The sequence below is a fragment of the Binatus sp. (SeqCode) genome, assembly GCF_036522015.1.
Classification (GTDB): Bacteria; Desulfobacterota; Binatia; order Binatales; family Binataceae; genus Binatus.
The window spans coordinates 1-12158 of the sequence record NZ_DATDGQ010000300.1 but is presented as its reverse complement, the minus strand read 5'-3'; the positions used below and the strand labels follow the sequence as shown (position 1 = coordinate 12158).

General features: G+C 60.6%; 13 protein-coding genes and 1 pseudogene. 8 read left to right on the top strand and 6 right to left on the bottom strand.

Annotated features, from left to right (window positions below):
• Nucleotides 1-97: 97 nt before the first annotated feature.
• Nucleotides 98-367: a hypothetical protein gene (locus VIW95_RS12875; protein WP_331587101.1), complete on the bottom strand. Its 270-nt coding sequence runs from the start codon at nt 365-367 to the stop codon at nt 98-100.
• A 161-nt stretch (nt 368-528) separates the two neighbouring features.
• On the opposite strand from VIW95_RS12875, the gene VIW95_RS12870 reads away from it, so the two are divergent.
• From VIW95_RS12870 to VIW95_RS12855, 4 genes are read left to right on the top strand one after another with little or no spacing between them, the layout of a single operon-like run.
• Nucleotides 529-1398 carry a xanthine dehydrogenase family protein subunit M gene (locus tag VIW95_RS12870; protein ID WP_331587099.1) on the top strand — a complete coding sequence of 290 codons (870 nt, stop codon included), beginning with the start codon at nt 529-531 and terminating at the stop codon, nt 1396-1398.
• A gap of 40 nt (nt 1399-1438) precedes the next feature.
• Nucleotides 1439-1939: a (2Fe-2S)-binding protein gene (locus VIW95_RS12865; RefSeq protein WP_331587097.1), complete on the top strand. Its 501-nt coding sequence runs from the start codon at nt 1439-1441 to the stop codon at nt 1937-1939.
• 42 nt (nt 1940-1981) lie between these two features.
• Nucleotides 1982-4270, top strand: coding sequence for a xanthine dehydrogenase family protein molybdopterin-binding subunit (locus VIW95_RS12860; protein WP_331587096.1), 2289 nt, complete (start codon nt 1982-1984; stop codon nt 4268-4270).
• Between the two features lie 53 nt (nt 4271-4323).
• A complete protein-coding gene (locus VIW95_RS12855) occupies nt 4324-4593 on the top strand; it encodes a MoaD/ThiS family protein (protein WP_331587094.1) in 270 nt (89 codons plus the stop codon).
• Nucleotides 4594-4882: 289 nt separating this feature from the next.
• Here VIW95_RS12855 and VIW95_RS12850 read toward each other — a convergent pair whose 3' ends face one another.
• Both VIW95_RS12850 and VIW95_RS12845 read right to left on the bottom strand, forming a co-directional pair.
• A complete protein-coding gene (locus VIW95_RS12850; RefSeq protein WP_331587092.1) occupies nt 4883-5281 on the bottom strand; it encodes a nuclear transport factor 2 family protein in 399 nt (132 codons plus the stop codon).
• A 75-nt stretch (nt 5282-5356) separates the two neighbouring features.
• Nucleotides 5357-5821 carry a universal stress protein gene (locus VIW95_RS12845; RefSeq protein WP_331587090.1) on the bottom strand — a complete coding sequence of 155 codons (465 nt, stop codon included), beginning with the start codon at nt 5819-5821 and terminating at the stop codon, nt 5357-5359.
• A gap of 209 nt (nt 5822-6030) precedes the next feature.
• Here VIW95_RS12845 and VIW95_RS12840 point away from each other — a divergent pair, with 209 nt between their 5' ends.
• Nucleotides 6031-7086, top strand: coding sequence for an alcohol dehydrogenase catalytic domain-containing protein (locus tag VIW95_RS12840; protein WP_331587088.1), 1056 nt, complete (start codon nt 6031-6033; stop codon nt 7084-7086).
• Nucleotides 7087-7215: 129 nt separating this feature from the next.
• Here VIW95_RS12840 and VIW95_RS12835 read toward each other — a convergent pair whose 3' ends face one another.
• Nucleotides 7216-7986: a hypothetical protein gene (locus VIW95_RS12835; protein WP_331587086.1), complete on the bottom strand. Its 771-nt coding sequence runs from the start codon at nt 7984-7986 to the stop codon at nt 7216-7218.
• Nucleotides 7987-8173: 187 nt separating this feature from the next.
• Here VIW95_RS12835 and VIW95_RS12830 point away from each other — a divergent pair, with 187 nt between their 5' ends.
• Nucleotides 8174-8983 (top strand): enoyl-CoA hydratase/isomerase family protein, encoded by an 810-nt coding sequence (locus VIW95_RS12830; RefSeq protein WP_331587084.1) that lies wholly within the window; start codon nt 8174-8176, stop codon nt 8981-8983.
• Here VIW95_RS12830 and VIW95_RS12825 read toward each other — a convergent pair.
• Together VIW95_RS12825 and VIW95_RS12820 are read right to left on the bottom strand one after the other, a co-directional pair.
• Nucleotides 8970-9896 (bottom strand): hypothetical protein, encoded by a 927-nt coding sequence (locus VIW95_RS12825; protein ID WP_331587082.1) that lies wholly within the window; start codon nt 9894-9896, stop codon nt 8970-8972. The genes VIW95_RS12830 and VIW95_RS12825 overlap by 14 nt on opposite strands.
• 154 nt (nt 9897-10050) lie before the next feature.
• Nucleotides 10051-10359: an RNA-binding protein gene (locus tag VIW95_RS12820; protein ID WP_331587080.1), complete on the bottom strand. Its 309-nt coding sequence runs from the start codon at nt 10357-10359 to the stop codon at nt 10051-10053.
• A 703-nt stretch (nt 10360-11062) separates the two neighbouring features.
• Here VIW95_RS12820 and VIW95_RS12815 point away from each other — a divergent pair.
• Nucleotides 11063-11446 carry a hypothetical protein gene (locus tag VIW95_RS12815; protein ID WP_331587078.1) on the top strand — a complete coding sequence of 128 codons (384 nt, stop codon included), beginning with the start codon at nt 11063-11065 and terminating at the stop codon, nt 11444-11446.
• A 149-nt stretch (nt 11447-11595) separates the two neighbouring features.
• Nucleotides 11596-12158: pseudogene (locus VIW95_RS12810) on the top strand (S-methyl-5-thioribose-1-phosphate isomerase); the annotation flags it as partial.

The window sequence follows — 12158 nt, the reverse complement described above, 5'->3', positions numbered from 1 at the left end:
GCTCGCTTCAGCTTCGAGATCAGGGGATCGGCGGGCTGGCTCAGCTTGACCAGCGATCACCCCTACGGCTTCCAGGCTGGCGATCTGAAGCTGACTGTCAAACATGGCATTCCCAGCGCCCGAGGCGCCCGCGGTCTCCGGTGGCCTCATCGGTGCTGCGATTAACGTTGGAGAGGTTTACTCTCATCTTGTCCGTGATATGCGTGCGGGCACCTACAGCACACCCGGCTTTGAACACGCCGTTCATAACGCCCGTCTCATCGAGACTGTAATGCGAGCCGCCGAATGCGGCATGCGGCAGAGCGTTACAATTGGGAGTAAGATCGGCGGGGCAGGAGCGCGACTGCCTGAAAATTTCTTCGGTCACAATCTGACCTTCGTAATATTCGCCTTTCAGCCTTCTTCTCTCGGGTTCACTCAAGCGGAGAGCGGTGGGTCGGTCGCGTTCTCTTTTCAGCGGGCGGCAAGTAGGCTATCCAAGGAATAAAGGCGGGTATAATCTTAACCCGATCTGGAGGTTTCTCACCTTTGCACGCCATTAATTACGAAGCCCCAAGCTCGCTCGATCAGGCCGTCAGCATCCTCAAAACCCACGGCGAGAACGCGCGTCCGTTCTGCGGCGGTACTGATATCCTCATCCAGCTCCGCGCTGGAGTCCGCCGTACCGAGCATCTGGTTGACGTCAAAAAAATCAAGGAGCTGCAGACTCTCTCCTTCGATGCCAAAAAAGGATTGCGCCTTGGCGCGGCGGTTCCGTGTATCGAGATCAGCGATAGCGATGTGATGCGCAAGCATTACCCCGGCCTCAGAGAGGCGGCTCATCTGATCGGCTCGTTGCAGATTCAGAACCGCGCGTCAGTCGGCGGCAATTTATGCAATGGATCGCCGGCCGCCGATACTACCCCCGCGCTGATCGCGCTCGGCGCGCGCGCTCGAATCGTCGGCCCTGCTGGCGAGCGCGAAGTTCCGGTCGAAGATTTCGTCGTGTCGCCGGGACGCACCGTGTTGAAGCCCGGCGAGTTGCTCGTCGAATTGCTGATTCCCGCGCCCGCGCCGCATTCGAGCGACGCTTATCTTCGATTCATCCCGCGCAACGAGATGGATATCGCAGTCGTCGGCGTCGGAGCGTCGGTCACCCTCGACGGCGACAAGGTGAAAGCGGCGCGCATCGCTCTTGGTGCAGTCGCCGCGACTCCGCTGCTCGCAGGCAAAGCCGCCGAAGCACTCGTCGGCAAGAAACTCGACGATGCGGCGCTCGAAGCCGCCGGCCATGCGGCGAGCGCAATCTGCAAGCCGATCGACGACATGCGCGGGACGATCGATTTTCGGGTCCACGTCACCGGCGTACTCACGCGCCGCGCGCTCACAATCGCCGCCGAACGCGCGAAGAAAAACTGAACCACAGCCATCACCACGAAAAAACACACGGCATAGAGTTATGAAAAAGACCCTGGTAGAAGCGACCATCAACGGAGAAACCGTCGAGTTCCTGTGCGAGCCACGCCAGAGCCTGCTCGAAACTCTGCGCGACGTGCTGGAACTCACCGGCTCCAAGGAAGGATGCCTGACCGGCGATTGCGGCGCATGCACCGTGCTGCTCGACGGCCACGCAGTATGCTCGTGCCTGGTGCTCGGCGTCGAAGCGCAGGGCAAGAAAATCGATACAGTCGAGGGACTCGCCACGCAGGGCGTGCTTAGCGTTTTGCAGAACAAGTTTCTCGAGCACGCGAGCTTGCAGTGCGGCATCTGCACGCCCGGATTTCTGATTTCGGCGAAATCGCTGCTCGATCGAAATCCGAAACCGACCGAGCCCGAAGTTCGCTACGCGCTGGCCGGCAATCTCTGCCGATGCACGGGTTACGACAAGATTGTGAAAGCAGTGCTCGATGCTGCTGCCGACATTCGCTCGCAGGGCGAAGGCAAAGCGGCCGCGCGATAGAGCACAGCAACGACGTTGGATTCGAGAGGTTAAAAAAAGCCCATGGCGGCATCAACTACGACTGACAATTTCAAAGTTATCGGAACGCGTCCGATTCGGCACGACGGCGTTGACAAGGTGACCGGCCGCGCCAAGTACGGCGCCGACTACGCGTTCCCCGGCATGCTGCACGGCAAGGTGCTGCGCAGCCCGCACGCTCACGCGAATATCAAATCGATCAAAATCGACAAGGCGCTCAAGCTCCCCGGCGTCAAAGCGATCGTTACGTCGAAGGATCTCCCGCAGGCCGAGAACAAGCTCGAGCAGTCGGGCGAGATGGTCATCAACCCGATGTACCTGTCGATGAACATCCTCGCGCACGACAAGGTCCTGTACGACGGCCACGCGATCGCCGCCGTCGCCGCGACCAGCCCGCATATCGCCGAAGAAGCTCTGCGCCTCATCGAAGTCGAATACGAAGTGCTGCCGCCCGTGATGACCGTCGATGTGGCCACCAAGCCGGGCGCGCCGATTTTGCTGAAGGACCTCCGCAACAAGGAGGAAGGCGACAAGCAGACCAACGTCGCGCAGCACTACCAGTTCAAGCGCGGCGACGTCGAGGCGGGCTTCAAGGCGGCCGACTACGTCATCGAGCGCGAATTCAACACCGCGATGGTGCACCAGGGATACATCGAGCCGCACAACGCCGTCGGTATCTACAATTCCGACGGACAGGCGACGATTTACTGCTCGACGCAGGGCGCCTTCGACGTCCGCTCGCTGAGCGCGCAGGTGCTCGGGATGCCGGTCGGCCACATCAAGGTCGTGCCGGCAGAAATCGGCGGCGGCTTCGGCGGCAAGACCACCATCTACCTCGAGCCGCTCTCTGTCCTGCTGTCGAAGAAGACCGGCGCGCCGGTGAAGCTCGTCATGTCGCGGTCGGAAGTGCTGCGCGCGAGCGGCCCGACCTCGGGCTCGAAGATCAAAGTGAAGATGGGCGCGACCAAGGACGGCAAACTCGTCGCCGCCGAAATCTGGATGGCGTACGAGGCGGGCGCGTTCCCCGGCTCACCGGTCGGCGCGGGCGCGATGTGCATCATTGCGCCATATACGGTCGAGAATTTCTTGATCGACGCGTACGACGTCGTCGTCAATCGTCCCAAAACCGCGGCCTATCGCGCGCCTGGCGCAACCAATGCCGCGTTCGCATCGGAGACGATCATCGACGAGCTCGCCGAGAAATGCGGAATCGATCCGATCGATTTCCGTCTGAAGAACGCGGTCAAGGAAGGCGACGCGCAGGTCGTCGGCCCTCCATTCAAGCGCATCGGGTTGATCCAGACCCTCGAAGGCATCAAGAACAGCCCGCACTACAAATCGAAGCTGACCGGCAAATTCCGTGGACGCGGCGTCGCGTCTGGATTCTGGTTCAACGCCGGAATGCAGTCCTCGGCGACGGTGAATATCCACGCCGACGGAACCGCTAGCGTCGTGACCGGCTCGCCGGATATCGGCGGATCGCGCGCCTCGATGGCGATGATCACCGCCGAAGTTCTCGGTCTGCCAGTGACCGACGTGCGGCCAATCACCGCCGACACCGATTCGATCGGTCATACCGACGTGACCGGCGGCAGCCGCGTCACTTTCGCAACCGGGATGGCGGTGTATGAAGCCGCCAAAGACGCCGAGCGTCAATTGATCGAGCGCGCCGCCAAGGTCTGGGAGAAGAAGCCCGACGAAGTCGAATTCCGCGACGGCAAGCTCCACGCGAAAGGCAACGGCGTGCCGCCGATGTCGATCAAGCAGCTCGCGCCCCGCTTCCCACGCACCGGAGGACCGATCACCGGTCGCGCGAGCGTGAATGCGCGCGGGGTAGGACCGGGATTCGCGACCACGCTCGTCGACGTCGAAGTCGATCCCGACACCGGCAAGGTGCAAATCCTGCGATGCACCGTCGCGCAGGATGCGGGCAAGGCGATTCATCCGAGCTACGTCGAAGGGCAAATGCAGGGCGGGACAGCGCAGGGTCTCGGATGGGCGCTGAACGAAGAATATTTTTACGACGACAAGGGCACGCTGCGTAACTCCGGATTCCTCGACTACCGCATGCCGACCTGCCTCGACTTGCCGATGATCGAAACCGTCGTCATCGAGGAAGCAAACCCCGGCCATCCGCTGGGCGTGCGCGGCGTCGGCGAAGTGTCGATCGTGCCGCCAGTCGCAGCTGTCGCCAACGCGATTTATCGCGCCGTCGGCGTTAGAATGCTCGAGACGCCGATGTCGCCGCCGAAGCTGCTTAAGGCAATGCTCAAGCATCGCGACTCAACAAAACATTCCGCCGCGGCGGATTGATCAGGAGCGATCAAGAAGGGCGGGCGGAAATCGCTCGCCCTTCTTCATTTGCAATGCCAACAGTTGTAATCCCAGCACTCCTACGCAAATTTACTGGTGGCATCGAGCGCGTCAGCGTCCCCGGAAAATCAATCCGCGAGCTGGTCCTGCATCTTGGCCAGCAGTTTCCAGGAATCGACCAGCAGTTGTTAGTACACGGAGACATCCGCCCGTCGATCGCGGTGTCGATCGACGGCGAGATTGCCACCGGCGGCGTTCTCGACCCGGTTAACGAAGATAGCGAAGTGCATTTCATCCCGGCGCTCGGCGGCGGCCTGGTCTGAGCGATGCAAAAAGCGGTGGATAACTTGAAATCCAGCCATCCTGATTGTTATTGCAACGTGCGCGCACTTGTATAGAATACGGGTGCTGGCCGGGGTTTGCCCCCCTTTTCCCGGTTGGCTAACGGGCCGGGTGGAGCAATCTGCCTGGCCCTAATCTTTTATTCACGACGGCTCCCCGAGATCATCAGCGCTAGTTCTTCGTTTCTGCAACTCGCTGACCGCATCGTGCCATGACGCTAGATCTCTGACCGCATAGTGCATGCTGGTCATTTCGTCGGTTGAGAACTGCTCAGCTCATGAAGACTTCGCGCACGTGGTTGGTGTCGTTGTACTCGCGAACCTGTGCGATTTTGTCGCCCTTGAACAGAACGTAGAAGTGATAGCGGTTCGCATATTTCTTCCCGTTGCCGGCCGTCGTGTCTGATTCGGCCTGCACTGCGACGTGCGGCCCCTCGGCGATTACCGAAATAAGCTTGATGTTAAGGCCGTTGGGAAACATCGCCTTGAGCATCGGCGGCGTCGATTTTAGAAACGCATCTTTGCCCCGTATCGGCGCGACTCCTGGCAGCCGCCCCATCATCTCGAATTCGAAATCGTCCGCAAGCAAATCCTGGTAGGTACTCGCGTCCGGCTTTTCAAGGCCTCTTAGAAATGTGAGCGCGCGTTCCTTCTGCTGTTCGAGGTTCATACTGGATCTCCTGAATGAAAGCCGGCGGCCGCGCGTCATGCGTTCGCGGTCGCCGGGAATGCCGTTGCTGGTCGATTACTGCTTGCGCGGACGCATGACGAGGACCGAGCACGGCGCGTTGCGCACCAGTTTTTCGGTCGTCCCGCCAAGCATCATATGCTCAGCGCTGCTGCGCCCGTGCGTCGACATCACGATCAGGTCGATGGCCTGCTCTTTGGCGTAATCGGCGAGTTTCTGCACGGGATGCCCCACCACCGCGAACGTGACGACCTTCTTCGAATCGCCGAAGTCGTCCTTCTTGATGCGTGCGAGTTCTTCTTCCGCCTGCTCGATCATCGCGGCTTCGCGCGCCAGCTCGCGGCTCTGTTCGAGATTGGTCGCCAAAGGCAGTGGGATAAAATGGTGATGCGGCGCTATGACGTGCATCAGGTGAACTTCGGCGCCGACGTCCTTCGCCATTTCCATCGCGTTCCGCATCGCGTCCATCGAGTGTTCTGAAAAATCGATCGGCGCGAGAATTTTCTTCACGTTCTGAATCATAGAGCCTCCGAGTATCAGCCCTTGGAATTACCACGCGCTTCGCCGCCTCTGCAAACCCGCCCCGGTCTATGCAATTATCGCGTGCCGGGTTTTCTGTCTCCTCTCCCTGTAAGGGAGAGGATGAAGGTGAGGGTCCTTATCCAGCGCGCACTTTTTGCGCGCGATTCAGGATTCTGCCTATTCTCTGAACCCGCCTGGACGGTGAAAAAATGAGAGGAACTGTCTTCCACGGACCCCACGACGTGCGCGTCGAGCGCGTCGATGACCCCGCCCTCCAGACTCCCACCGACGCCCTCGTACGGATCACCCGCGCCGGCATCTGCGGCTCCGACCTGCACTTCTATCACGGCGCCTTTCCCATCGAACCCGGCTTCGTGCTGGGTCATGAGGGCGTCGGTGTGATCGAGGAAGTCGGCGCGGGCGTCGACCGCCTCAAGAAAGGACAGCGCGTCGTCGTGTCGGGCCTGGTCGCATGCGGGCGATGCTTCTTCTGCCGCCGCGGCCAGCCCTCGCAATGCTCCGAAAGCGGCTCCGCGGTTTTCGGCTACGGCTCGAGTTCCGCCGGCAAGCTCGGATGGCTGGGCGGCGAGCAATCCGAAGCGGTGCGCGTCCCGATGGCCGACTACACCTGCTACCCGCTGCCCGACGCGATCGACGACGACGCCGCAGTCTTTCTCGCCGACATCCTGCCGACCGCTTACTTCGGCGCGATCAACGGCAACATCCGCCCGGGCGACACAGTCGCAATCTTCGGATGCGGCCCGGTAGGTCTATGCGCCGTGATGAGCGCAAAACTATTCGGCCCCGCTGATGTGATCGCCGTTGACAGCATCCCGTACCGCCTGGAACTCGCTCGCAAGCTAGGCGCCTTTGCTGTGGATACCGAAAAAGCAAATCAAACAATCCTCGATCGCACCGAAGGCCGCGGCGCCGACGTAACGATCGAAGCAGTAGGCAACGAGAATGCTTTGACAGCCGCAATAATGGCCGCGCGCGGCGGCGGCACAGTCTCAGTAATCGGCGCCTTCGGCGCCCCGTCCTTCAATTTTCCAATCGGCTACGCCTTCGCCCGCGACCTGACGTTCAAGGTAGGCCTCGCCAACATCAACGCTCACATCCCACAACTAGCCCGCCTGATAGAACACGGCACATTGGATCCGCGCCCCCTGATCAGCCACGTCATGCCGCTAGCCGACGCCGCGAAAGCCTACGAAATCTTCAACGCAAGAAAAGACAACGCAATGAAGGTCCTACTAAAGCCCTGACGCTTCTTCCCCTCACCCTGCTACGAGAGCTTTGCAGAACCCGGCCCGCTGTCTCTTCCCCTCTCCCTATAAGTCCCTTGGGCGCTCTTCAGCTCTATTTGCTGACTCAGAGTTGCCCGTGCGCGGCGCTCAGCCGCAGTTGCCCATCGGGCTTTTGACCTTCGCTATGCCGCCGTTCATTGGCGTGCACGTCGGCGTCGACGTGTCGCTGCCGATCGCTTTGGATCCTTTGGTTGCGTCCGCGCTTACCGACGACCCTTGTTGCGAGCATATGGCACCCGCCTTGCTGCCATCGGCGTCGGCCGTCGCGTTGGCTTTGCAGGACGCCGTGGCTGAGGCGGTGGCCAGGGCAGCGCCGGTCGCTTTCGCTTTCGCGTTGCCTGAGTTCTCGGCCAAAGAGCTGGCGTTGCTTCCAACTCCCGATGAAGTCGAGGTCGCCTTGCCTCCGCTATCGCCTTCCGCGGTGGAGCCACCGCCATTCATCGAGGTCGCAGTGCCCTTGCCGCCAGCGGTGGCGCTCGCGTCCGCGGAACTCGCGCCGCCCATCGCTTTTGCGGTAGCCTTCCCGCCATTTGCAGTCGCTTGCGCCATCCCTGTGCCTGACTGCTCCGCGGTCGCGCTGCCCGCATTCTCGCCCTGGGCAAACGCCTTGCCACCGGACGCCGAGCTGTCGGCCTTGCCGCCGTCTTCCCCGATTGATTGCGCTTCGCCAACCTTCGACGCCTTGGCCTTCGCGCTGTTGGGCGGGCCGATCGCCGCATCGCAATTAGCCTGCGTACCGTCCATGTTCGAAGACGTGACGTCCGAGCTCGTCGTCGAGCATGACTCGTGGTCCGAGGCCGCGAACGCCACCGTTCCAACTGTGATACCGAGCGCAACCACGGCTACCGCCGCGCTCATCTGAAGGATTCGCCTGTGCATAAATTTCCCCTCCCCGCTGAGTCCAACTCCGCTATAGACCGATGGTTCACCCGTGGCAACGGTTCCCGGGCGATTTTGTCCGTGGGCTTTCCAGCAGCGGCGGGACGAGATAGTTTCGCTTCTGTGGCGCGGTAGCATCAGTTCAATAGCAATCGAGGTATCACTCATGGCGGATAGTGGAATCAAAGTCCGAGTCGAAGGTGAGATCGCGTATATCGCGCTCAACCGCCCGGAAAAGCGCAATGCGATTAACCAGGCGATGCTCCGCGCGCTGCCCGAGGCGATCGACGAGGTCGATCGCAACGACGTTCGCGCGATCATCATCTATGGCGAAGGGCAGGCGTTCTCGGCGGGTATCGATTTCACTTCGCTCAGCAACGACAGCGGCGCGAATAGCGGCCAGGGCGGTGGGCCCGACATGCAACGCTTTCGGCGCTTCGTGGCGGAGTCGCAAGCGTCGCTGAACCGGATCGAGAGTCTCGAGAAGCCGGTTATCGGCGCGCTGCACGGCTTCGTCGGCGGACTCGGACTCGAGCTGGCGCTCGCCTGCGATGCGCGAATCGCGTCGGTCGGCGCGCGACTCGGGATGCCGGAAGTGCGTATCGGCCTGGTGCCCGACGTGGGCGGCACGACGCGGCTCACGCGGACGGTCGGCTATGCGCGCTCGAAGGAACTGATCATGACTGCTCGCATGATCGAGGCAATGGATGCTGAGAAGATCGGGTTGGTGAATCGCGTGGTCGCCGAAGGGACGCATCTCGCCGCGGCCGAAGAGCTTGCGCGCGAGATGGCGCGCAACGCACCGCTCGCAGTTGGACTCGCGAAGCGGATCATCGACAAGGGCCACGGCCTCGACAAGATGACGTTCCAGGAGCTCGAAGTGCTCGCTCAGAGCTCGTTGCTGCTCACCGAAGATTTTCGCGAAGGCGCGTCCGCCCTGGCGCAGCGGCGTGAGCCGAAGTTCAAGGGACGTTGAGACGAATCTCGAAACCCGCCTCGAAGATCTCGCCGGGCGCGAGCTCACGCATCCCGGCCGCGACGCCGCGTTCCGCGAGGTTGAAGGCGTCGGGCGCGCAAGTGTACGGCTCGAGCGCGACCACCGGATTGTTCGGCGGAGCAAACACGACGAAGTCGCCGAACGCGGCGTCGGTACGGACTTCGACCGCGAGCTTCAAAGACGGATCGATGAGCCGCGCGCGCGATGACGGCGCATCGCCCTTCGCGATTGGCGCCATGTGAAATGCGTCGTCGTAAGTATCACTACGTATAGTGCGCGGCGCGCGAAGATCGTACTTGCCCGACAGCTGCTCGGTATCGCCTGTAGGTATGAAGTTGGTGTCCAGCGCCCATCGAGCGTTGGCGTCGAGTTGAATCATCATCGCGTCACGCATGCCTTGCGGATTGAGCGGCGCGTGAAAGTACGGATGCGCGCCTAATCCAAACGGCATGACGGAGTCGCCGGTGTTGGTGATGCGGGCATTGAATCTCAGTCCATTACCTACTTGGTAGTCTATTTCGAGCACGAACGGCCACGGCCAGAACGAATTGAGATCCGAATAGTCAGATGAATCGAGAATCGCCGTGACGAAATACGGTCCGCGACGCGTCACCCGAAAGGCCCGCTCGCACGCGAAGCCGTGAATCGCGTTGCCGTATGCAGGCTCGTTCACCGGCAGCCGGTATTCGCGGCCCTTGAATGTGAAGCGTGCGCGGGCGATGCGGCTCGGCCACGGAAAGAGAATCGGAACGCCGCCGCGATGCGGATGATCGCGCCATGCGTCGGGGTTTGCTGGTCCCGCGATGACATCGAGCGTGCCGGCACGGTAGCTGAGACATTGGCATCCGGCTGCAGGCACAATCACGGCGCGCTCGCTCTGCGCTTCGAGCATGATGAGTTCCACGGTTATGGTTTAGCGCGAGGAGCGTACGAAACGCGAGGGTTTGGCCCGAAAATCGGGGTGTCCCCGCAAGTGGGTCAAGTATATTTTGCTGCGCGCCGAGGCGAGAACTACAGTCGCGCACTATGTAGAGCTGCGGAACTGACTAATGGTCGCGTCCGCCACGGCGTTCGCCGCCACCGCCTCCGCCCCCGCCGGCGCCGCCGCTGCGCGCCTGTGCTTCGTTGACGCGAATCGGACGGCCTTTGATGTCGCGGCCGTTCAATTTCTTGATTGCGCCTTCGGCCGCCTCATCGGTCCCCATCTCAACGAAACCGAATCCCCGCGAGCGGTTGGTGGCGCGGTCAATGATGACTTGCGCGCTGTCCACCTTTCCTGCTTCTGAAAATACGTCGAGCAGATCCTGGTCGGTCACAGTCCAAGCCAGATTCCCAACATACAGTCTGCGGCCCATTACCCCTCTCCTTGCGCGCACCCCGAGTGCCTCGCGGCGTCCAGCGTTGTAGCAGTACCAACAGCGCGCATCTAGTGAAAATTCCGAAATGCTTATAGCATCGCGCCAATCTCAAACATAGTGCTCCTTTTGGTCCTGTACCCTGCTGTTTCGCCAAGTTTCGCTGGTGCTTGGTTGTCAGTTGTTAGGGAAATGAGCGACAAAACATTAGTCAGCGGTGAATGGAATCACGAATGTCTATGCGCGGTATCGTGAGCATTGTGACTGCTGTTCGTTTCTAAAATCGTTATATCGCACTGGGTCAGTCGCCACGATTTCAACAGTGCCGATGAGAGGTCGAAGTGCTTCTCGTCGTAAAGAGTTCGCATCCGCGACGACGAGATTCGTGCGAAGATAGCCGACGAAAGATGGATGCGGCCACCGATAAGCGTCAAGGACGGTTGCCGGAGACTTGCGGGATCGAGATCTCTCCATTTGGCAACCCGATTTCCTTAGCAACAGGGCTTCGCCGACTGAGAAAACTTCCGAGTGTGTGACTATCCAGCTACGTAGGTCAAGCATGATTTCAAAACATCGATCAGCTATATCCAGTTGTTACGATGTTGATAGTGGACAAAATGACTTTGATACTTGTAGATATTTGATTGATTGTGTATGTTCAAATTCGATTTGGTACTGATCAATTCCCTGAGGAGATAGCTACATGCCTCGTAAGAAGACTGCGGCCGGAGCCGCATCGGCATTCCAGCAAGTACAGCGGCAAGCGCGCACTTTGCTACTCAATCTACGCAAGGATATCCGCCTGAAAGAGTCGGTTCTGACTAAACTGAAATCTGAAGAAGCGAGACTCGGCTCGTTGATCGGTCTAAGTGGCGGTTCGGCAAAGTCGGTTAGTAGCGGACCCACCGGCCGCGTCAACTGGCGCGCAGTGCTTTCCGCACTCCCCAGGCAGTTCAAGGCGGCTGACGTGCGCAATGTGCGGGGACTCAAAGGGAAGCGGCCGTCGGAGATTTTTGCGGCAATCACGCGATGGATCGATGCCGGCGCTGCAAAACGAAAAACGCGCGGAGTGTACGAAAAAGTATAACTGAAGATTCGCGCGTACCGGCCGCAAATGCGGTATCGTGCATTCGAAGCCAGTTGAGCGGCGCCGCGAACGATCAGCAGCGCCGTTTTCTATTGCTCGGCACAATGCGGACTTCGAAACCTCACTCGCGTGCGAAAGAGTCGGACTACATGGCTGTAATGACGATAGAATGGCGCGCGGATACCGTTCGCATGATCGATCAGCGCCTGCTTCCAGTGCGGGAGGTGATTCGAACCTACCGCGACTACCGCGGCGTCGCGGAGGCTATCCGCACGATGGTGATTCGCGGCGCACCGGCGATTGGAGTTGCGGCAGCGATGGGCGTCGCGCTCGGAATCAGAGGCACCGCGGGCACAAAGGCGAAAAAACGCTTCGCGGTCGTCGCCAAAGCACTCAAGTCGACCCGGCCCACTGCGGTAAACCTCGCGTGGGCAGTGGATCGGATGGGACGCGTGCTCGACGAGAGCATCTCCCTCGACGCTGCCGAGTTGTTTAGTCGCATGCGCGCGGAGGCGATCGCGATCTACACCGAAGACGTGGCGGCAAATCGCGCGATGGGAAAATTCGGCGCCGAACTCATCGGAGACCCCGCAACAGTGTTGACGCATTGCAATGCGGGCGCGCTGGCGACGGCGGGATACGGCACGGCGCTCGGCGTGGTTCGCGCGGCGCGCGACGCGGGCAAAAACATCCAGGTGTTCGCCGACGAGAC